The sequence below is a fragment of the uncultured Paracoccus sp. genome (genome assembly GCF_937873615.1).
GTDB lineage: Bacteria > Pseudomonadota > Alphaproteobacteria > Rhodobacterales > Rhodobacteraceae > Paracoccus.
In genome coordinates, this window is the sequence record NZ_CALMYP010000068.1 from 153,138 (window position 1) to 174,779 (window position 21,642).

Annotated in this window: 17 protein-coding genes, 1 tRNA gene, 1 pseudogene and 1 riboswitch; of the genes and pseudogenes, 13 read left to right on the top strand and 6 right to left on the bottom strand. The window is 64.4% G+C overall.

Going from position 1 to position 21,642, the window contains the following annotated elements; all coding sequences use genetic code 11:
* The first annotated feature begins 2 nt into the window (after positions 1-2).
* A complete protein-coding gene (locus tag Q0330_RS18570; RefSeq protein ID WP_299483171.1) occupies positions 3-1,175 on the top strand; it encodes a DegT/DnrJ/EryC1/StrS aminotransferase family protein in 1,173 nt (390 codons plus the stop codon).
* Positions 1,162-2,262, top strand: a complete 1,101-nt coding sequence (locus tag Q0330_RS18575) for a response regulator (protein ID WP_299483174.1) — start codon at positions 1,162-1,164, stop codon at positions 2,260-2,262. Before Q0330_RS18570 ends, Q0330_RS18575 begins: the two co-directional genes overlap by 14 nt.
* 4 nt (positions 2,263-2,266) lie before the next feature.
* Here Q0330_RS18575 and Q0330_RS18580 read toward each other — a convergent pair whose 3' ends face one another.
* Positions 2,267-3,439, bottom strand: a complete 1,173-nt coding sequence (locus tag Q0330_RS18580) for a glycosyltransferase (RefSeq protein WP_299483177.1) — start codon at positions 3,437-3,439, stop codon at positions 2,267-2,269.
* A gap of 342 nt (positions 3,440-3,781) precedes the next feature.
* Here Q0330_RS18580 and Q0330_RS18585 point away from each other — a divergent pair, with 342 nt between their 5' ends.
* Positions 3,782-4,849 (top strand): O-antigen ligase family protein, encoded by a 1,068-nt coding sequence (locus Q0330_RS18585; RefSeq protein WP_299483235.1) that lies wholly within the window; start codon positions 3,782-3,784, stop codon positions 4,847-4,849.
* A 102-nt stretch (positions 4,850-4,951) separates the two neighbouring features.
* On the opposite strand, the gene Q0330_RS18590 is transcribed toward Q0330_RS18585, so the two are convergent.
* Positions 4,952-5,036 (bottom strand) — tRNA-Leu (locus Q0330_RS18590).
* A 159-nt stretch (positions 5,037-5,195) separates the two neighbouring features.
* Between Q0330_RS18590 and Q0330_RS18595 the strand changes: the two genes are divergently transcribed.
* The 7 genes from Q0330_RS18595 (at position 5,196) to Q0330_RS18625 (ending at position 15,206) form a co-directional block, all read left to right on the top strand.
* Complete coding sequence (locus Q0330_RS18595; RefSeq protein ID WP_299483180.1) at positions 5,196-6,179, top strand: complex I NDUFA9 subunit family protein; 984 nt, start codon at positions 5,196-5,198, stop codon at positions 6,177-6,179.
* 35 nt (positions 6,180-6,214) lie between these two features.
* Positions 6,215-7,009, top strand: coding sequence for an undecaprenyl-diphosphate phosphatase (locus Q0330_RS18600; RefSeq protein ID WP_299483183.1), 795 nt, complete (start codon positions 6,215-6,217; stop codon positions 7,007-7,009).
* Positions 7,010-7,241: 232 nt separating this feature from the next.
* On the top strand, positions 7,242-8,723 hold the full coding sequence (locus tag Q0330_RS18605) for an NAD(P)-dependent oxidoreductase (RefSeq protein ID WP_299483186.1): 1,482 nt from the start codon (positions 7,242-7,244) through the stop codon (positions 8,721-8,723).
* Between the two features lie 6 nt (positions 8,724-8,729).
* The gene (locus Q0330_RS18610) at positions 8,730-9,518 is read left to right on the top strand and encodes a hypothetical protein (protein ID WP_299483188.1); all 789 of its coding nucleotides are present in this window, start codon (positions 8,730-8,732) and stop codon (positions 9,516-9,518) included.
* 27 nt (positions 9,519-9,545) lie between these two features.
* The gene (locus Q0330_RS18615) at positions 9,546-10,235 is read left to right on the top strand and encodes a DUF4328 domain-containing protein (RefSeq protein ID WP_299483193.1); all 690 of its coding nucleotides are present in this window, start codon (positions 9,546-9,548) and stop codon (positions 10,233-10,235) included.
* Positions 10,232-14,779: a glutamate synthase large subunit gene (gltB, locus tag Q0330_RS18620; protein ID WP_299483195.1), complete on the top strand. Its 4,548-nt coding sequence runs from the start codon at positions 10,232-10,234 to the stop codon at positions 14,777-14,779. The genes Q0330_RS18615 and gltB overlap by 4 nt, the downstream gene beginning before the upstream one ends.
* 64 nt (positions 14,780-14,843) lie before the next feature.
* Positions 14,844-15,206, top strand: coding sequence for a hypothetical protein (locus Q0330_RS18625; protein ID WP_299483198.1), 363 nt, complete (start codon positions 14,844-14,846; stop codon positions 15,204-15,206).
* On the opposite strand, the gene rlmH is transcribed toward Q0330_RS18625, so the two are convergent.
* The 4 genes from rlmH to Q0330_RS18645 form a co-directional block, all read right to left on the bottom strand.
* Entirely contained in the window at positions 15,194-15,661 is a 468-nt protein-coding gene (gene rlmH / locus Q0330_RS18630; RefSeq protein WP_299483201.1) for a 23S rRNA (pseudouridine(1915)-N(3))-methyltransferase RlmH, read from the bottom strand. The genes Q0330_RS18625 and rlmH overlap by 13 nt on opposite strands.
* 96 nt (positions 15,662-15,757) lie before the next feature.
* A complete protein-coding gene (locus tag Q0330_RS18635) occupies positions 15,758-17,224 on the bottom strand; it encodes an alanine/glycine:cation symporter family protein (protein WP_299483204.1) in 1,467 nt (488 codons plus the stop codon).
* 294 nt (positions 17,225-17,518) lie between these two features.
* Positions 17,519-17,902, bottom strand: coding sequence for a ribosome silencing factor (gene rsfS / locus Q0330_RS18640; protein ID WP_299483209.1), 384 nt, complete (start codon positions 17,900-17,902; stop codon positions 17,519-17,521).
* Between the two features lie 112 nt (positions 17,903-18,014).
* Positions 18,015-19,361 carry a mechanosensitive ion channel domain-containing protein gene (locus Q0330_RS18645; RefSeq protein ID WP_299483212.1) on the bottom strand — a complete coding sequence of 449 codons (1,347 nt, stop codon included), beginning with the start codon at positions 19,359-19,361 and terminating at the stop codon, positions 18,015-18,017.
* A 98-nt stretch (positions 19,362-19,459) separates the two neighbouring features.
* A riboswitch (glycine riboswitch) is annotated at positions 19,460-19,552 on the top strand.
* A 110-nt stretch (positions 19,553-19,662) separates the two neighbouring features.
* Between Q0330_RS18645 and gcvT the strand changes: the two genes are divergently transcribed.
* The 3 genes and pseudogenes from gcvT to Q0330_RS18660 all read left to right on the top strand — a co-directional run.
* The gene (gene gcvT, locus Q0330_RS18650; RefSeq protein ID WP_299483215.1) at positions 19,663-20,796 is read left to right on the top strand and encodes a glycine cleavage system aminomethyltransferase GcvT; all 1,134 of its coding nucleotides are present in this window, start codon (positions 19,663-19,665) and stop codon (positions 20,794-20,796) included.
* 11 nt (positions 20,797-20,807) lie between these two features.
* Positions 20,808-21,167, top strand: coding sequence for a glycine cleavage system protein GcvH (gcvH, locus tag Q0330_RS18655; RefSeq protein WP_299483219.1), 360 nt, complete (start codon positions 20,808-20,810; stop codon positions 21,165-21,167).
* A gap of 90 nt (positions 21,168-21,257) precedes the next feature.
* Positions 21,258-21,642, top strand: a pseudogene (locus tag Q0330_RS18660) (glycine dehydrogenase (aminomethyl-transferring)); the annotation flags it as partial.

A 21,642-nucleotide genomic window follows, 5' to 3' on the forward strand; every position in this document is an offset into this window, starting at 1 on the left:
CCATGCAGCGCCCAAGCACATGGCCGGTTTTCGACGAGGAACAGATCGCGGCGGTCGTTGCGATGCTGCGCTCGGGCAAGGTCAATGCCTGGACCGGCCCTGATGTCCGCGCCTTCGAAGACGAATTCGCCGCCCATGCCGGCACCAGACAGGCCGTGGCCATGGCCAATGGCTCGGTCACGCTGGATGCGGCGCTTCGCGCGCTCGATCTGCAGCCGGGGGACGAGGTGATCGTCAGCCCGCGCAGCTTCGTCGTCTCGGCCAGTTGCGTGATCCTGGCGGGCGGGCGGCCGGTCTTTGCCGATGTCGATCCTGACAGCGGCAATATCACCCCGGCCAGCATCGCGCCGCTGATCACCGGGCGCACACGCGGGATCATCCCGATCCATCTCGGCGGCTGGCCCTGCGACATGGACGGCATCATGGCGCTTGCGGCGGAACACGGTCTCTGGGTGATCGAGGATTGCGCCCAGGCCCATGGCGCGCGGATCGGCGAACGGGTGGTGGGGTCCATCGGCACGCTCGGCTCCTACTCCTTCTGTCAGGACAAGATCATCTCGACTGGCGGCGAGGGCGGGATGATCACCACCGACGATGCCGCGATCTACGACCGGATCTGGAGCTTCAAGGACCATGGCAAAAGCCGTGCCGAGGTCTTTGCCCCGAACCCCGCCCCCGGCTTTCGCTGGCTGCACAGCGCCGGTGTCGGCACCAATCTGCGCATGACCGGCCCATCCGCCGCCATCGGTCGGGTGCAGTTGCGCCGGCTGCCGGAATGGCAGGCGGCGCGGGCCGCCAATGCCGCGCGGCTGGAGCGGGCGCTGGCACAATCCCCGGCATTGCGTGTGCCCCTGCCGCCTGCAGGCGTCACCCCGGCCTGGTATCGCCTTTACGCCTATCTGCGCCCCGAGGCGCTGCGCCCCGGCTGGGACCGCGAACGGATCGTGGCCGAGGCCGCGCGGCGCGGCATCGCCCTGTTTTCGGGCAGCTGTTCCGAGATCTACCGCGAGGGCAATTTCGCCGCCCCCGGCCATCATCCGCCGGCACCGCTGCCCGTTGCCGCCGAACTGGGCGAGACCTCGCTGGCTTTTCTGACCGACCCGACCTGGACCGAGGCCGAGTTGGACCTTGTTTCCTCGACTCTGTTGGAGGTGTTGTTAGATGGTAGCGCGTGACCCAAGACCGGAAGCCTGGCGTATCGTTTCGAACGATGACGCCGCCAATAACCCCGACCGCGATACAACGCGAACCGCCGGCGATGCCGCCCGGCGGATCATGGTCTGCACGGCCGATACGGCGCTGAGCGAAACACTTCTCGGCGGGCTTCGAAAACGCGGTTATCGCGCGCAAGGCGCAGCGGATTCCGACAGTGCGCTGTTTCAGCTGGCAATCTCGCCGCCCGACGCGATGCTCTGCGATCAGGCCCTGCCGGGGCATGAGGGCATGGCACTGATGCAGTTGATCCGGCGCGAGCGTTACGACCTGGCCGACATGCCGATCATCGTGATGTCGGATTTCGGCGACCGCGCCGATATCATCGCCGGCAAGCTGGCCGGAGCCGATGACTATGTGGTGAAGCCGGTCGATATCGAACTGCTGGTCGCCTCGGTCGAGGCGCAGTTGCGACTGGCCGCGCGGATGCGCTCGGCCATCGTGGCCACGCCGGACTTGAACGCTGGTGGCGGGCGGATCAACGCCTATCACGCGTTGCTGGACCGGCTGTCCTTCGGGATCATCCTTTACAATTCGCACGGCCAGCCGATCTTCACCAACCAGACCGCCGCGCAGATGTCGCGGTCGAATGCGACCACCGTCGGGGCCTGGGTCAAGCGTCAATCGACCCATAGCCCGCGCGAGGGTGATGCGTCGGTAAAGCCAGGTGCCAAGGTGATGGATTTCCGCATGATCCCGATCGGGGTTTCGGGATCGAACGCCGCGCAGCATCTTTTCGTCGCCGTCGTCAACCTGACCGAAGCCGACGACCCGGACCCGATCCTTGGCGCGATGATCTTCCCGTCAACTCATGGGGGTGTGCTGGGGGCGGGACTGGTTGCCGATGCCCTCGGCCTGACCCCGACCGAGTTGCGGCTGGCCGAATTCCTGGCCGAGGGGATGCGCCTCGATCAGATCGGCGAGGAGATGGGCATCGCCAAGCCAACGGTGAATTATCATCTGCGCAATATCTATCAGAAAAGCGGATCTTCCCGGCAGTCGGACCTCATCAACCTGCTGCGTTCGGTGCACCTGACCGACGGGCGCTAGGCCATCAGCCCGGTCTGCCGGCAAGCTGCTCGTAGATCCGCGAAATCGCGCGGACATGCTTGTCCTGTCCGTAATTGGTCAGGACATCGGCGCGGGCGGCGGCAATGATCGCCTCGCGCCGGACCGGGTCGGCGGCCAGAATGGCAACCGGTGCGACAAAGGCGCGGGGATCCTCGGCGGGGACCAGAAAGCCGGTCACACCATCGGTGATCGCCTCGGGGTTGCCGCCATGGGCGGTGGCGATGACCGGGGTGCCCAGAGACATGGCCTCGATCAGGGTGCGCCCGAAAGGTTCGTTGATGGCGCTGACCAGATAGGCATCGACACCGGCCATGTAATCCCGGATCGGATGGCGAAACCCCATCATGTGGATCTGCCCGGCGATGCCCTGCGCCGCCGCCATGTCGAGGCAGCGCTGTCGCTGCGTCGGATCGGCCTCGTCATCGCCGCCGAAGAGCAGCCCGTGAACCGGACGACCGGGCATGGCCTTGTGGATCTCGGCCACCGCCTCGACGAAGCCCACCGGCTTCTTGCGCTCGACCAGGGTCCCGAACCAGCCGAGCAGCAGCGTGTCCTCGGGCAGGTTCAACTCGCCAAGGATCATGGCGCGGGCGGCGGCCGGATCGGGGATCGGGGCCGAGAAATCGAACGGGCTGTGGACCACGTCGAAGCGCCCGGCAATGGCGCGGATCGGCTGTGCCGGCAGCGCGAATTGCGAGACGCTGACGATCCGGCTGGCGCTGAGCGGGGCCAGCTTGTTGATGCCGAAGGCGCGCGGGTCCTGACGATGATGCCAGAGATGCCTGCGCCCCGACAGCCGCGTCGGGAGCGACCAGTTGACATGCAGCCGGCCCTCGTTCGTGTGCACGATCCGGGGGGTGATGCGGCGCAGTTCCTTCATCAAGCGGGGCACGAGGCGCAGGAGATAAGCCGCCGGCCCGACATCGCCTTCGCGCGGGTAGTTCGGCGTGCGCATCAGCGGCAGGTCGGGGGCGATCTCGACCTCCAGCCCCATGTCGCGGAAATATTCGCCGACCGCGCCGGCCTGGCGATGGATGAGGATACGGGGATCAAAACGATCAAGGTCCAATCCCGAGATCAGCCCATGGGCCGAGACATGGCTGCCGCCAAGCCCGGTATCGCCTGCGAAAGGGTAGAGGATTCGTATGCGTCCCATGTTCCGAATTCACACCTCGGCCGCCGATATTTGGCGTCTGGAAGTGCTTTGGATGTATAATGGCATGGTTAGCACGGCGCGGATGCGCCACAAAGCGCCTTGCTGCATTGACAGGCTGGTCACATAATTTGACCGCAGGATCAGGGGTAGGCCGAGACGATGAGCGCGCCCGTATTCAACGATGCAACGCCAAGCCCTGTGCCTGCTGAGGCACAGTCCGCCTTGCGGTTGGAATTTGTCCTGGTCGCGATTACCGTCTTTCTGTCGCCGCTGAACTATCTTCGCGCCAGCTTCGGCTATGTCACGCTTGGTGATGTCTTTGCAATGCTCTCATTCGGCGTGATGTTCGGGCGGCAAGGTCTGCCGCTTTACCCTTTCGGTCATGCAACCGCCGGCTGGCTGGTCGGGGTGTTGATGCTAACGGGCGGGCTTACCCTCGGCTCTGCCCTGAACGGCGATCTTCTGAACGGGCTGGTCGTGGTCGGGCAGTATTGCTTTTCGCTTCTGCTGCTGCCGGTGCTGATCCTTCAGCGCCCGCGGCATGAGGTGATCCTGCTCATCAAGATTTTCGTCGCGTCGATGATCCTGGTCATGCTGCATGGCGCCTATGCCGTTGAATATACGCCGGACGACCTGCGCTTTGTCAGTCGCAACGGTCGTCTGGCTGGTCTGGTCGAGCGCGAGAATGCGACAGGTGCACTGGCCGCGATGTCGATCACCTTCACGCTCTGGCTTTATTTCATTGGCGAGATCCGGCGGTGGCTGCTGCCCCTGCTGCTCGCGCCGCTGGTCTGGGGGCTGTTGCTGACGGGGTCGAATTCCGGCCTGCTGCTTGCGGCCATCGGAATCTTCAGTCTGGCGCTGCTCAGCGGTGCGATCCGGGTTCTCCTTGGCATGGTCGTCGCGGTAACCCTGTTGGTTGTGGTTGTTCAAATCTGGGGTAAGGAGTTCCTACCCGAGATTTTTGTGGAACGGGTCTTTGGTGCCCTCGAGTCAGGCGACATCAGCGCGGCGGGGACCTTTGACGACCGTTTGGCGCTGATGCGAGAGGCCTGGAGCGTCACCCGCCGCACCATATTCCTGGGACTGGGTGCGGACCAGTATCGCGTCATCAGCATGTACGAGGCGCCGGTGCATAATGCCTATCTTCTGCTTTTGGCCGAAGGGGGGCTTGTCAGCCTGATGGGGCATGTCCTGCTGATCATGACATCGCTTTATCTGGCGTTTCCGGTCTGGCGTGCCGCTGAAACGCGTTGGTTTGGGGTCATCACGCTGACATTGGTGCTCATGCTCGGCTTCGCACAGATGGGCATTACCCATTATTATGGCCGCTTCTGGATCATGCCATGGATTCTGGCGATGGCCGCCAGCGTCGCCGCAAGCATTGACCGAGATGAAGTGCCAGCTTGAGGCGGGGCTACCTTTGGGCGAGATTGACGGGCGACGCGACGGTAGGGCCCAGAACGCAAAAGACCTCCGAATCCGAAGATCCAGAGGTCTTGTGTGCGACGATGGTGCCCAGGAGAAGACTCGAACTTCCACGCCTTGCGGCACACGGACCTGAACCGTGCGCGTCTACCAATTCCGCCACCTGGGCAGGTGTCGTGAGGCGGGTGATTAGCCCTGACGCGGGGGGCTGTCAACGGCCATTTCGCAAAAACTTCACCCCGCATGGCCCCCTGCGACGGGGCAGCGCTTGCCCGGCCCGGTCGGGCGCGCTATCAGCAGAAGAGACGCCACGAAAAAGGGGCAGCCGATGTCTAAGATCGTCACCATTTATGGCGGTTCGGGTTTTCTCGGACAGCAGATCGCACGCCGCATGGCGCGGCAGGGGTGGCGCGTCCGCGTCGCCGTCCGTCGCCCGAGCGAGGCGCTTTTCGTGCGCACCTATGGCGCCGTGGGCCAGGTCGAGCCGGTGCCCTGCAATATCCGCGACGATCTTTCCGTGCAGGCCGCCATGTCGGATGCGGATGCCGTGGTGAATTGCGTCGGCATCATGGTGAACGAGGGCAAGAACCGCTTCGAGCCGGTCCATGCCGAGGGTGCAGGCCGGATTGCGCGGCTCTCGAAAGAGGCGGGCATTGCGCGCATCGTCCATGTGTCGGCCATTGGTGCCGATGCCGAATCGGACAGCGACTATCTGGCGACCAAGGCTCAGGGCGAGGCGGCGGTTCTGGCCGAGCGTCCCGATGCCGTGATCCTGCGTCCCTCGGTGATCTTCGGGCCGCATGGCGGTATCTATGACCGTTTCGCGGCGGGCAGTTTTGGTCTGGTGACGCCGATCACCGGCGGCAAGTCGAAGATGCAGCCGGTCTATGTCGATGACGTGGCCGAGGCTGCGGAACTGGCGGTTCTGGGTCAGGCCGCGCCGGGCGTCTATGAGCTTGGCGGGCCCGAAGTGAAGACCGTGCGCGAGATCGCGCAGGAGGCCAATGCGGCCTCCATGCGTCGCCGCGCCGTCATCAACATGCCTTTCTGGCTTGCCGGGATCGTGGCCGGGGTGCTGGATATCGGCTCGGCGATGCTGGGCGGGCTGCTCACCAATCGCTTGCTGACGCGCGATCAGGTGCGGATGCTGCGCAAGGACAACGTCGTGGCAGAAGGCGCCAAGGGTTTTGCCGATCTCGGGATTGCGCCGGTCTCGCCGGAAGCGGTGATCGACGAATATCTGTGGCGCTTCCGTCCGAGCGGGCAATATGCCGAGATGACGGCCTCGGCCAAGAATATGCGCACCCGCTGATTCGGCGGCGCTGACCCCATCAAGGGATATCCGGTTTGCAGTATCTGAATGACGTGCTCTTCGGCGTGATCGAGGGCATTACCGAGTTCCTGCCGATTTCCAGCACCGGCCACCTGCTTCTGGCCGAGCATTGGCTGGGCGCGCGTTCGGATATGTATGTCGTCGTGATTCAGGCCGGGGCGATCCTGGCGGTGACGCTGATCTACTGGAAACGGCTGGTGGCACTGGCGACGGGTCTGGGTGATGCCGAGAATCGCGATTATCTGGCCAAGCTGACCTCTGCCTTCCTGGTCACCGCTGTCTTGGGCCTGATCGTCGACAAGGCCGGTTTCCAGCTGCCCGAGACGATCACCCCCATCGCCTGGGCCCTGGTGATCGGTGGCATCTGGATGATGGTCGCCGAGCATTTCGCCGGGAAATTGCCCGACAGCGCAAGGATCACCTGGCGCGTGGCGCTGGCTGTCGGGATCGCGCAGGTGGTCGCGGGGGTGTTTCCGGGCACCTCGCGTTCCGCCACGACGATTTTCGTGGCCATGCTGCTTGGCACCTCGAACCGGGCGGCGGCGACCGAATTCGCCTTTCTGGTCGGCATTCCCACCATGTATGCGGCCAGCGGTTACAAGCTGCTGCAATATCTCTCGGACGGCACCGAGGGAGAGGACTGGGCCGGTCTTGGCATCGCCTTCGTGGTCTCGACGGTGACGGCCTTCATCTCGGTCAAATGGCTTCTGGGTTTCATCCGCACCCACCGCTTCACCGCCTTCGCGATCTATCGGATCCTGTTCGGCGCCCTGCTGCTCGGCCTTGCCTGGGGCGGCTTTGTTCGGTGAGCCGTGCTAAGGTTGCGTTGAGGCGCGCGGGAATCAGGCGATTTGGGCGCTCGAAAACTGCTGATTTGCTGGGAAATCTGACGGTAGGTATAGACTGTTGACCTAATTATGACCAGGTTTCGGATAAATTCTGCCGGAATCATTAAGAAAATGCATAATAGGTCAGCATACGCGTCTTTATTTCGCTTTCCTTCAAGTATAGTGGGGGATCGGAGCAAGGGGGCGAAGCGACATGGCCACGCAAAAAATGCTGAAATTTGTCACCATCGGGCGCGAGATGCCCGAGAAGCGCGCGGCGGATGTGCGCAGTGAGGATTTCCACGAGATCTACCGTGAATTCGCGGATGCCAAGGCGAAGGAACAGGCCAGCCGCTGCAGCCAATGTGGCGTGCCCTATTGCCAGAACCATTGCCCGCTGCACAACAATATCCCCGACTGGCTGCGCCTGACCGCCGAGGGGCGCACGCGCGAGGCCTATCTGCGCAGTCAGGAAACCAATACCTTCCCCGAGATCTGTGGCCGCATCTGCCCGCAGGACCGGCTCTGCGAAGGCAATTGCGTCATCGAGCAATCGGGCCACGGCACCGTCACCATCGGCGCGATCGAAAAATACATCACCGATACCGCCTGGGAAGAAGGCTGGGTCGAATCCATCGAGCCGGCCGAGGAACGCCCTGAATCCATTGGCATTATCGGTGCCGGGCCGGGTGGCCTCGCGGCGGCGGACCGGCTGCGGCGAATGGGGTTTCAGGTCACCGTCTATGACCGCCACGACCGTGCCGGCGGGCTGATGATCTATGGCATTCCCGGCTTCAAGCTGGAGAAGGAGATCGTCGAGCGCCGCAACCGGCTGCTGGAGGATGGCGGCGTCGAATTCGTGCTGAACTGCAATATCGGCGAGGATATCAGCTTCGACGCCATTCGCGGCAAGCATGATGCGGTGCTGATCGCGACCGGTGTCTACAAGACCCGCGATCTGGATATCGACAATGCCGATGCGCATGGGGTGATCCGGGCGCTGGATTATCTGACCGCCTCGAACCGGATCGATCTGGGCGACGAGATCCCGGATTATGCGGATGGCGAGTTGGATGCCAGGGGCAAGCGGGTGCTGGTCATCGGCGGTGGCGACACGGCGATGGACTGCGTGCGCACGGCGATCCGGCAGGGCGCGACCAGCGTCAAATGCCTTTATCGCCGCGACCGGGCGAACATGCCGGGATCGCAGCGCGAGGTGCAGAATGCCGAGGAAGAAGGCGTTGAATTCGTTTGGCTTTCCGCCCCCGGCGCCTTCGTCGGCGCGGCCCAGGGAGAGACCGGGCCGGCGACGAATGTCAATGCCGAACATGCTGCCATTGCTGCCGTGCGCGTCCAGAAGATGCGGCTGGGCAAGCCCGATGTCTCGGGCCGGCAGAGCCCGGAACTGATCGAGGGCGCGGATTACGACGAACCCGCCGAGATGGTCATCAAGGCGCTGGGTTTCGAGCCCGAGGAACTGCCGCGTCTATGGGGTGCCGAGGGGCTGGAAGTGACCCGCTGGGGCACGATCAAGGCCGATTTCCGCACCCATGGCACCAGCCTGCCGGGGGTCTTCGCGGTGGGCGATATCGTGCGCGGCGCCTCGCTGGTGGTCTGGGCGATCCGTGACGGGCGCGAGGCTGCCGACAGCATCGTCGAGTTTCTGGGCAATGCGGCGCAGGTCGCGGCGGAGTGAGAAATCATGGCTGCACAACCCGTCCATAAGCTGTCCATATCGCGTGCATACGCCGTCGATACAGTTTCTGCGGGCCTGAAAATCGCCGGATTCGGCGCGATTTTCGGGGCAGCCGTGCTGACCTTTTCGCCGGCCCATGCCGGCACCTTCCTGCCGCCGCAGGGCTGCGAGCTGAAAATGACGGTACAGATGCGCGGCTGCACGGTGGCGCAACATTTCACCTGCAACGCCGACAGGCCGGGCGACCAATGGGTGACCTATTTCGATCAGGAAGGGCCGCGCTATACCTCGCGGATCGATTCGGAAACACGCTGGATGGAATCGATGAACCTGCGCAGCGGCATCGTCGATGTCCTGGAGCCGGAGGCCAGCGACCACGCCTCTTTCTCGACGCTGTTGCAGACCGGGCATGACGATTTCGACTTCTGGACCAGGTCGAACACCGGCGAGCGGCTGCGCAATATCGGCGCGGACACGCTGACCGGCGAGACACGGGTGATCGACGGTGTGCCGCTGCAACTGACCCGGTTTCAGTTGAAGGTCTATTCCTCGGCGGGCGATCTGCTGATCGAGATGACCGGACAGCAATTCGTCAATGCCGATCATGGCCGCTTCTATGGCGGGGTCGAGGAACGGGCCGACTGGACCGGCGAACGTCAGAAGACCGATGAAAGCCCGGTCACCTTCACCATGCCGGGCGAGGCGGGTTTCGGCGCGACCGATCCGGTCTTCGACTGCGACATGCAGATGGTGTGGGCACCGGCAGGCGATCTGCAACAGGGCCGCGCGTCGTGACCATGCCGGCACCGGCGGGGGCGCGTCATGGAGCTTAGGCAGGAGATCACCGACCTGTCGCGGTTGCGGCGCTGGAATGGCGTTGCCCTGATCGCCATGGCGGCGATGGAGCTGGTATACGGCGTTCTCAGCTTCCAGTTCCTGAACCTGATCCGCATGGGTGGCGATGACTCGGTCATGCCAAGTGTCCTGCATGGGCTTTGGAACGGCTATGAGGCACGGGAGGCCGTGGTGGTGAACACCTATATGGTGGCCTATGTGATCTGCGCGATCCTGGGGGCGACCTGGACCTATGGCGCGGTGCGCAATGCCGCCGTGCTGGACCCGAAGCCCGAACGGATTGGCCCGATGGGCGCGGTCTTCTGGTATGTGGTTCCCATTGCCAACCTGTTCCTGCCCTATCGGGCGATGAAGCAGACCTATAACGCCTCGTGCCGGCCTGCGCGGGAGATGGCGGCCAATCCGCCGCGCCTCTTGCCGCTCTGGTGGGGGTTCTGGCTGCTGACCGGCTTTCTGGCGATTCTGGTTACCGGCATTTACGGCATCCGCCCCTCAAGCGCCGATTACCAACTGGGTGCGATGATCGAGATTGCCTATTCGCCGCTTTCCGTCGCCAGCATCTATCTGTGGTGGATGGTCGTCACCACGATTACCGACATGCAGCAGGCCGCCGGCCGCGCTGCCCCGAACAATCTTTCTCAGGAGGTCATCCAATGACAGAACTTCCGCAAAACTGGCAAGCCAATGAAGAAGCCCGCCGCGAGTGGATGGCCGAAAACAGCCTTTACCGGGCTGAGGACGAGCATTCCTCCTGCGGGGTCGGTTTCGTCGTCTCGCTGGATGGCAAGCCCTCGCGGCAGGTGGTGCAGAACGGCATCGACGCGCTGAAGGCGATCTGGCATCGCGGCGCGGTCGATGCCGATGGCAAGACCGGCGACGGGGCCGGCATCCATGTCCAGATCCCGGTGCCGTTCTTCTATGACCAGATCCGCCGCACCGGGCACGAGCCTGACCACAACAAGCTGATCGCCGTCGGTCAGGTCTTCCTGCCGCGCACCGATTTCGGCGCGCAGGAGCGCTGCCGGACCATCGTCGAATCCGAGGTGATCCGCATGGGTCACTATATCTATGGCTGGCGCCATGTGCCGGTCGATACCTCGGTCCTGGGCGAGAAGGCCAATGCCACCCGCCCCGAGATCGAGCAGATCCTCATCCGTGACGAAAAGGGCCTGAGCCAGGTCGAGTTCGAGCGCGAGCTTTACATCATCCGCCGCCGGATCGAGAAGGCGGCGATGGCGGCTGGCGTGCAGGGGCTTTACTTCTGTTCGCTGTCCTGCCGGTCGATCATCTACAAGGGCATGATGCTGGCCGAGCAGGTGGCCGAGTTCTATCCCGACCTGAAGGACCCGCGGTTTGAGAGCGCCTTCGCCATCTATCACCAGCGTTATTCGACCAACACCTTCCCGCAATGGTGGCTGGCCCAGCCGTTCCGGATGCTGGCCCATAACGGCGAGATCAACACGCTGAAGGGCAACCTGAACTGGCTGAAAAGCCACGAGATCCGCATGGCCTCTAACGCCTTCGGCGAGATGGCCGAGGATATCAAGCCCATCGTGCCGGGCGGGTCGTCGGATTCGGCGGCGCTGGATGCGGTGTTTGAGGTGATGGTGCGCTCGGGCCGTTCGGCACCGATGACCAAGACCATGCTGGTGCCGGAAAGCTGGTCCAAGATGGTCACCGACATGCCCAAGGCCTGGGCCGACATGTATGCCTATTGCAACTCGGTGATGGAGCCGTGGGACGGGCCGGCGGCGCTGGCGATGACCGATGGCCGCTGGGTCTGCGGCGGGCTGGACCGCAACGGGCTGCGGCCGATGCGCTTTGTGGTGACCGGAGAGGGTCTGCTGATCGCCGGTTCCGAAGCCGGGATGGTGCCGGTGGACGAGGCCTCGGCGGTTGAAAAGGGCGCGCTCGGGCCGGGCCAGATGATCTGCGTCGATATGGAGGAAGGCAAGCTCTACCACGATGCCGAGATCAAGGACCGGCTGGCGGCGTCGCAGCCCTTCGGCGAGTGGATCGAGAAGGTGGCGCTGCTGTCCGAACAGATGCGCGACCTGCCCGAAAGCCATACCCTGACGGGCGAGGAATTGCGCTGCCGCCAGATCGCCGCAGGCTATACGCTGGAAGAGCTGGAAAACGTGCTGTCGCCGATGGCCGAGGATGGCAAGGAGGCGCTCGCCTCCATGGGTGATGACACGCCGCCGGCGGTGCTGTCGAAGCAGTATCGGCCGCTGAGCCATTTCTTCCGGCAGAATTTCAGCCAGGTGACCAACCCGCCCATCGACAGCCTGCGCGAAACCCGGGTGATGTCGCTGAAGACGCGGTTCGGCAACCTCAAGAACGTGCTGGACGAAAGCAGCGCGCAGACGGAAATCCTGCTGCTGGAAACCCCTTTCGTCGCCAATGGCGAATTCGCGGCGATGATGAACCTGTTCGGCGATGCGGCGACGCGGATCGACTGCACCTTCCCGAAAGGCGCTGGTCCCGACGCGCTTGGCGAAGCGCTGACCCGCATCCGCAATGAGGCCGAGGATGCCGTGCGCTCTGGCGCCGGGCATCTGGTGCTGACCGATGAGGGCGTGAGCGAATCCCGCGTCGGTGTGCCGATGATCCTGGCGACGAGCGCCATTCACAGCTGGCTGACCCGCAAGGGGCTGCGCACCTTCTGTTCGCTGAACGTGCGTTCCGCCGAATGCATCGACCCGCATTACTTTGCCGTGCTGATCGGTTGCGGGGCGACGACGGTGAACCCCTATCTGGCGCAGGACAGCGTTGCCGACCGCATCGACCGGGGCCTGCTGGAAGGCAGCCTGATCGACAACATGCGCCGTTATCGCGATGCCGTGGATGCGGGCCTGCTGAAGATCATGGCGAAGATGGGGATCTCGGTCCTGTCGTCTTATCGCGGCGGGTTGAACTTCGAGGCGGTGGGGCTGTCGCGCGCGCTGGTGAACGAATATTTCCCCGGCATGCATTCGCGCATCTCCGGCATCGGGTTGCACGGCATCCAGCACAAGCTGGAGGAGGTCCATTCCCGCGGTTTCGAGGGCGGCGGCGAGGAATTGCTGCCGGTGGGCGGCTTCTACAAGCTGCGCCGCTCGGGCGAAAAGCACGCCTGGGAAGCCAATACGATGCGGCTGCTGCAACTGGCCTGCGAGAAGGCCAGCTATGATGTCTGGAAGCAGTATTCCAAGACCATGCGGGCCAATCCGCCGATCCATGTCCGCGACCTGCTGGACATCAAGCCCATCGGCAAGCCGGTGCCGATCGAGGAGGTGGAAAGCATCACCTCGATCCGCAAGCGCTTCGTGACGCCGGGGATGTCGCTGGGGGCGCTGTCGCCCGAGGCGCATATGACGCTGAACATCGCCATGAACCGGATCGGCGCCAAGTCCGATTCGGGCGAGGGCGGCGAGGATCCGGCGCATAGCCATCCGCTGCCGAATGGCGACAATCCCTGCGCGAAGGTGAAGCAGGTGGCCTCGGGCCGGTTCGGCGTCACCGCCGAATATCTGAACGCCTGCGAGGAACTGGAAATCAAGGTGGCGCAGGGCGCCAAGCCCGGCGAGGGCGGGCAGTTGCCGGGCATGAAGGTCACGGCGCTGATCGCGCGGCTGCGCCACTCGACGCCGGGGGTCACGCTGATCTCGCCGCCGCCGCACCACGATATCTATTCCATCGAGGATCTGGCGCAGCTGATCTATGACCTCAAGCAGATCAACCCGCGCGCCAAGATCACCGTGAAGCTGGTGGCGTCCTCGGGCGTCGGCACGATTGCGGCGGGCGTGGCCAAGGCCAAGGCGGATATCATCCTGATTTCCGGCCATAACGGCGGCACCGGGGCCTCGCCCGCGACCAGCATCAAGTTCGCGGGTCTTCCGTGGGAGATGGGCCTGACCGAGGCGCATCAGGTGCTGGCGATGAACAACCTGCGCGAGCGGGTGACGCTGCGCACCGACGGGGGCCTGCGCACCGGGCGCGATATCGTCATGGCGGCGATGATGGGGGCCGAGGAATACGGCATCGGCACCGCCGCCCTGATCGCCATGGGCTGCATCATGGTCCGCCAGTGCCAGTCGAACACCTGCCCGGTCGGCGTCTGCACGCAGGACGAAAAGCTGCGCGCGATGTTCAACGGCAGCGCCGACAAGGTGGTCAACCTGATCACCTTCTATGCGACCGAGGTGCGCGAGGTGCTGGCCAGCATCGGCGCGCGGTCCCTGGATGAGGTCATCGGGCGCGCCGATCTACTGACCCAGGTCAGCCGTGGCAGCGCGCATCTGGACGATCTGGACCTGAACCCGCTGCTGATCACCGTCGATGGCGCGGACAAGATCGTCTATGATCGTTCCAAGCCGCGCAATGCGGTGCTGGACACGCTGGATGCGGAAATCATCCGCGACGCCGAACGCTTCTTCAGCGCCGGCGAGAAGATGCAGCTGCATTACGCGGTCAGGAACACGCTGCGCACCATCGGCACCCGCACGTCGTCGATGATCGTGCAGACCTTCGGGATGAGGAACAAGTTGCAGCCCGATCACCTGACCGTCCGCCTGACCGGCAGCGCCGGGCAGTCGCTTGGGGCTTTCGCGGCGCCGGGCCTGAAGATCGAGGTTTCGGGCGACGCGAACGACTATGTCGGCAAGGGCCTGTCGGGCGGCACCATCGTGGTGCGCCCGCCCATGGTCAGCCCGCTGGTCGCCGCCGAGAACGTCATCATCGGTAATACCGTGCTTTACGGCGCCACCGACGGCTTCCTGTTCGCCGCTGGCCGCGCGGGCGAGCGTTTCGCGGTCCGCAACTCTGGCGCGACGGTGGTGATCGAGGGCTGCGGCACCAATGGCTGCGAATACATGACCGGCGGTGTCGCCGTGATCCTTGGCCGGATCGGTGCCAATTTCGGCGCCGGCATGACCGGGGGCATGGCTTACCTGTACGACCCGGAAGGGGTGGCCGGCGATTACATCAACATGGAATCGCTGGTGACCTGCCCGGTCACGGTCGCCCATTGGGAAGAGCAGCTGAAATCGCTGGTCGAGCGCCATGCCGAGGAAACCAACTCAATCCGGGCGCGCGAGATCCTGGACAATTGGGAGACCGAGAAGGGCAAGTTCCTGCAGGTCTGTCCGAAGGAGATGCTGCCGCTGTTGAAGCACCCGATTGCCGAAAGCGGCGATCTGGCGGCGATGCCGGCAGAGTGATGCGTGAAGCGGGGGCCGGGTGGCCCCCGTTTTCTTATGTGCCCGGCCCGCACCGGAGGGTGATATGAAACGGACTTTCCTGCCTGCCGTGGTGATTGCGCTTCTTGGCGCTTCGGCCGTTCCGGCGCAGGAAGGTGCCGGGCTGATGGTGCCGGGGACCGTCTATCGCGGGTTGAACGAGGCGCGCGAACCGGCCCGGGTCGTCTTCGGCACGGATGGCATCGTCGAGATCGCCGAGCCGGGCGCGGATGTCGCCGAACACTATGGCTGGCAGCGCAAGGGCGAGCAGATCTGCTTCAGCGATCTTGCGAATCCGACCTCGTTCGACTGCCTGAGCGAAGAAGCGACCCAGGTGAAGGGCGGCCTGGCACTGCGGAGCGGCGGCCAGATCTGGATGTATCTGGAACCGGACAGTCAGGCCCGGTGATAGGGCGCGCCGGCAAGGATGCTGGCGGCGCGGTAAAGCTGTTCGGCCAGCATCACGCGCACCAGCATGTGTGGCCAGACCATGCGCCCGAGGCTGATCTGCCAGTCGGCGCGGGCGCGCAGGCTGGGGTCCAGCCCGTCCGCGCCGCCGATGACGAAGCAGATATCGCGGCCCTGATCGCGCAGATCGGCGATCCTGCGGGCGAAATCGGGGGAACTCGGCTGCTCGCCGCGTTCGTCCATCATCACGACGAAGGCGCCGGGCGGTAGGGCGCGCTCGATCAGCGGGGCCTCTCCGGCCATGCCGGAGCCGCGCTTGTCCTCGACCTCGACCAGATGCACGGGCGGCAGGCCGAGATTGCGGCCGGTCTTGGCGTAACGGTCGAGGTAATCGTCGATCAGCGCCAGTTCCGGCGACTTTCGCAGCCGGCCAACGGCAAGAAGGGTGATGTTCATGGCATGGGTTCTGGGCCGCGCAAGGCCAGCCGTCAAGCGATTGCGCCGAAGCGGGGACCACCCGCCGCGTTCCGTGGCGGCGGGCGGTCGGCTTGTCTATTCCGCCGGGACAGTGCCTGCGGGCTGGCTGGCGCCCGCATGGCCCGGCGCATCCGGCCATGCCGTCGGATCGGTATCGAGATCGGGGAATTTCGCCGGATCGAAGACCGGCTTCTGCACCCCCGCCTTCAGCTGCGACCTGAAATCGTTGATGATCCGCAGCGCGACCGGGAACAGCATCATCAGCGCCAGCAGGTTGACCACGGCCAGCACGCCCATCATCGGATCCGAGAAGGAGAACACCGCTGTCGCCCCCGGCGCCACGGCGCCAACAAAGACGATGCCCATCACGATCAGCCGCAGGGCCAGCACCGCCGCGGGGTTATCGGTCATGAAGGTCAGCGCGTTCTCGCCCAGGAAGTAGTTGTACATGATCGACGAGAAGGCAAAGAGGAAGATCGCCACGGTCAGGAAATACTGCGCCCAGCTTCCGACATGTTCGACCATGCTCTGCTGGGTCAGCGCCACGCCATCCACGCCTTCGGCGCCCGGCTGATAGACATCCGCCAGAAGAATGACGAAGGCCGTGCAGGAGCAGATGACAATCGTGTCGATGAAGACAGAGAAGCTCTGCGTGATGCCCTGGCTGACCGGATGCCGGACATAGGCCGTCGCCGCGACATTCGGTGCCGAGCCGAGGCCCGCCTCGTTCGAGAAAAGACCGCGACGCAGGCCTTGCGCAATCGCGGCACCCATGCCGCCGGAAACCGCCTCGCGCAGGCCGAAGGCGTTGGCGAAGATCTCCCACAGCACGCCGGGCAGCGAGGTCAGGTTCAGCACGATCACCAGCAGCGCCATGCCGATATAGCCGAAGGCCATGACCGGGATGATGACATCGGCGGCCTTGGCGATCCGGTGGATCCCGCCGAAGACGATCACGCCCGTCGCCAGCGACAGCGCGATCCCCGTCCAGAGCCGGGGGATATGCATCGAATCCAGCGCCGCGCCGGCCACGGTATTGCCCTGGAAGGCGTTGAAGCCGATGGCGAAGGACGCGATCAGGCAGATGGCATAGATGATCGCCAGCCAGCGATAATTCTCGCCCAGGCCGTGGATGATCGACTGCGCCGGGCCGCCGCGATAGTCGCCGCCCGTATCGGTGCGCTTGTAGAGCTGCGCCAGCGTCGCCTCGATCAGGGAGGTGCACATGCCGACAAGGGCGATGGCCCACATCCAGAACACGGCGCCCGGCCCGCCTGCGGTGATGGCCACCGCAACGCCGGCGATATTGCCGCCGCCGACGCGCCCGCCGACGGACACGAAAAGCGCCTCTCGGGCGCTGATCTTGTTGGGATCGTTATCCTCGTCGCCCTTCAGCACGTTGAACATGCGCTTGAAGAAGCGAAACTGGATAAGGCCGCTGGCGATGGTGAAAAACACGCCCAGCACGACCAGGAACGGGACCAGAGCCCAGCCCCATGTCAGGTCGTTGATCACGCCGAATATTCTGTCCAGAAATCCCATTCTTGTATCCTTCTTGCCATTTCTCACAAGCGTGAGGCAGGGGAGGGCGGAGTTGCAAGCCTGGGTGCACCACATTCCGGCGCGGCGATCAGAACGCACAAAACTTCCGCAGGTATTCGTTAACCTGCCTTAATCGTGCGTCTATTTTATCGTCAGGTCAATTCATCCCGGTTTCCGGGAGGGTCAGGGCGTTTGTGAATGGGGTTGAATCGGATGCCGGGCGGCGCAACATCGGGCGCGGCCCCCCGGCGGGATGAGGGGGGACGCGCCGCAGGTCCTGGGGCGCGCGCGCGGTCAGTGCGCGGCGGCGTCCGTGCGCAGGGCCTTCAGCTGGTCGGTGGGCATCCACATCTTTTCCAGCTGGTAGAATTCGCGCACTTCCGGGCGGAAGACATGGACGACGACATCGTCGGTGTCGATCAGCACCCAGTCGCCGGCATCCTTGCCCTCGATCCGGGCGGTGCGGCCGGTGGCATCCTTGATGCGCTGCGCCAGTTTCTCGGCGATGGTGACGACCTGACGGGCGTTGCGCCCCGAGGCGATGACCATATGATCGGCCATGGCAGAGCGCCCGCGGAGGTCGATGGTCACGACATCCTCGGCCTTGTCATCGTCAAGAGAGGTCAGGATGCGCTCAAGGATCTCGTCGCTGGTCAGATCCTGCGGCGCGGCGGTCACATTCGGCTGTTCGGCCGATTGGACGTTATTGGACAGGGGTATATCCTCCGGTCATCGCGCCTGATCGCCCCGGCGCCGGGATGGGACCAATATAGCACCGAAAGGCGCTTTCTCAATCGCCGGAGATCAGTTTCGGCATGGTCTCGCCGGGGTCTTCGCCCAGAATTCGCACCTCGCGTTGCGGATATGGCACGGAAATGCCGCTTTCCTTGAACGCATCCCAGAGCGCCAGATAGACCTGTCCGCGCACATTGGTCAGCCCGCCCTGCGCGTCCGAGATCCAGAATCGCAGCACATAATCTATGGAACTGTCGCCGAATTTGGTGATCCAGCAGACCGGGGTGCGCTGTGCCAGCACCCGTTTGACGGTCATGGCGGCGTTGATCGCCAGTTTCGAGACCTTGTGCGGATCGTCCTTGTAGGATGTGCCGAAATGCACGTCGAGGCGGACGAAATCGTTGATATGGGACCAGTTCACCACCTGATTGGTGACCAGATCCTCGTTCGGGATCAGATATTCCTTGCCGTCGCGGGTGACGACGCTGACATAGCGCGCGCCAAGCGCGTCGATCCAGCCGAAGGTATCGCCAAGGCTGATCACGTCGCCCGGCTTGACCGACTTGTCCAGAAGGATGATGACCCCCGACACGAGGTTCGAGACCACCTTCTGCAAGCCGAAGCCAAGGCCCACGCCGACCGCGCCGGAAAACACCGCAAGCCCGGTCAGGTCCACCCCGATGGAGCGCAGCCCGATGATGATCGCCAGCGTGAACAGCACGATCTGCAGCAGCTTCGCCACCAGAACCCGCATGGTCGGCGACAGATCGGCCGATTCCCCCAGCCGGCGCGACACCGCCCCGGTGATGAGCCTCGCACCCGCGATCAGCGCCGTCATCACCGCCAGCGCCTGCAGCACCGCCAGCGCCGACAGCCGGACCGAGCCGATGCTGAGCGCGATGCTGTCCAGCAGATGTCCTGCCTCGGGCGTCATGCCAAGCAGATAGAGCACGGCCCAGATCCAGGCCGCCCATTTGACGATGCGCCGGGCCAGCGGGTTGGCGATCAGCCGCGACATGAAGGCGATGGCCAGCACGGCGGTGGCGATGGTCGCCGCCTGCCGGATTACCTGGCTGAGCGAGGGCCAGGTGATCTGCTGCATCACCAGCACCACCGCCCAGGCCATCAGCGTGAACAGGATCAGCCGCAGCCGCCGGTCGATCATCAGCCCGAGGCGCAGCCGCCATTTCGGCCAGCCCTCGCGGGTCCGCAGCCAGCGCCGCAGCCGGGGTGAGAGGATGCGCGCCAGGACATGCGCGACCACCATCATCGCCAGCACCGCGCCGACCTGGTTCAGCCGGTGCGGCAGGAACAGGTTGCGCACATAAAGATCGAGCTGCGCCCAGAATCCGCCAGCCGCGTTGATGATCTGTTCAGACGTGGCCGGGGTTTGGTTTTCCATGGCTCGATTAGACATTCACCGCCCGCATCGGGCAAGTGCCGAGCGGCAACAGGATCGCAAAATTCTCTTGCCAGAATCCCTGCGCAAGGCTAGGCCATCGCCAGGAATACGGGAGACACTGGCCGCAAGGTCAGGGCCGAAGGAGCAACCGCCCCGGTAAACTCTCAGGCACAAGGGACCGGTTCCGACAAGAACTCTGAAGAGAGGCCCGTAGGGGCCCGCCGAAGGATAACGATCTCAGGCGCCCGTCATCGGGCAGGGACAGAGGGGGCAGCCAAACCCGCGCTGATGCGCAAGGAGGATGCCTGTGACCGAGACCGCGCTGAAACGCACGCCGCTTTATGACCTTCATGTCTCATTGGGGGGCAAGATGGTGCCCTTCGCCGGCTGGGAAATGCCGGTGCAATACCCGATGGGGGTGATGGGCGAGCATCTGCACACCCGCGAGAAGGCCGGGCTGTTCGACGTGAGCCATATGGGGCAGGTGATCCTGCGCGCGCCCTCGGGCAAGGCCGAGGATGCGGCTTTGGTGCTGGAAACCGCGGTGCCGGCGAATGTCGCAGGTCTGCCGGAAGGGCGGCAGCGTTACGGGCTGTTCACCAATGATGCGGGCGGGATTTTGGACGATCTGATGATCGCCAATCGCGGCGATCACCTGTTTCTGGTCGTCAATGCCGCCTGCGCCGATCAGGATATCGCGCTGCTGCAGGGGCTGGCGGGCGTGACCGTCGAGCCGGTGACGGATCGCGCGCTTCTGGCGTTGCAGGGGCCGGAGGCCGTGCGGGTGCTGTCGGCACTGGTCCCCGAAGTGGCGGCGATGAAATTCATGGATGTGGCGATCCTTCACTGGGACGGGGCGGAGATCTGGGTCTCGCGCTCCGGCTATACCGGCGAGGACGGCTATGAGATTTCCGTGCCCTCGGCGCGGGCGGTCGAGTTTGCGCAAGCCTTGCTGGCCGATGCGGCGGTGGCGCCGATCGGGCTTGGCGCGCGCGATTCGCTCAGGCTTGAGGCCGGGATGCCGCTTTACGGGCATGACATGGATCAGGGCGTGACCCCGGCGGCGGCGGCGCTCGGCTGGTCGATCCCGAAGATCCGGCGTGCGGGGGGCGAGCGCGAAGGCGGCTTCCCCGGCGCCGATGCGATCTTGGCCGAACTGGCCTCGGGTGCGGCGAAGACCCGGATGGGCCTGCGCCCCGAGGGTCGGGCCCCGATCCGCGAAGGCGTGGCGATCTTCGATGCGTCCGAAGGCGGCAATGACATCGGCACGGTCTGTTCGGGCGGCTTCGGCCCCTCGGTCGGCGGTCCGGTCGCGATGGCGATCCTGCCGGCCTCGCTTTCGGTCGGCGATACCGTCTGGGCGGAATTGCGCGGCAAGCGGATTCCGGTGACAGTCGCCGAACTGCCCTTCATCAAACCCGACTACAAGCGCTGAGGAGCGTCTCCATGCTGAAATACACCGAAGAACACGAATGGCTGCAACAGGATGGCGACGAGGTGATCGTCGGCATCACCGCCCATGCCAGCGAGCAACTGGGCGATGTGGTCTTTGTCGAACTGCCCGAGGTCGGTCGCGAGGTCGAGAAGGGCGAGGAGATCGTGGTGATCGAATCGGTGAAGGCGGCCTCGGACATCGTGGCGCCGATTGCCGGGGTGATTACCGCCGTGAACGAGGATCTGCCCGACAATCCCGGCGCGGTGAACGACGACGCGATGACGGCCTGGTTCTTCCGCATCAAGCCCGCCGCTGGTGAGAGCATCGACGGCTTCATGGATGAAGCCGCCTATAACGCGCTGATCGGCTGAGGCCGGACCGGGGGCGCTGCCCCCGGACCCCCGAGATATTTGGACACCAAAGAAGGCGGGTTCGTCCCGCTTGCCGGAGATGAAGACAGCATGACCCGCTGGACCCCTACCGATTACAATCCCGACGATTTCGCCAACCGGCGCCATATCGGGCCGTCGCCCTCGGAAATGGCCGAGATGCTGGCTGCGGTCGGCGTCGAAAGCCTGGACCAGCTGATCGAGCAGACGGTGCCCGGCTCGATCCGGCAAAGCCAAGGGCTGGACTGGGAACCCCTGTCCGAGGCCGCGCTGCTGGACCGGATGCGGGCGGTGGCGGCGAAGAACAAGGTGATGACCAGCCTGATCGGGCAGGGCTATTACGGCACGGTCACGCCGCCGGCGATCCAGCGCAATATTCTGGAAAACCCGGCCTGGTATACCGCCTATACCCCCTATCAGCCCGAGATCGCGCAGGGCCGGCTTGAGGCGCTGCTGA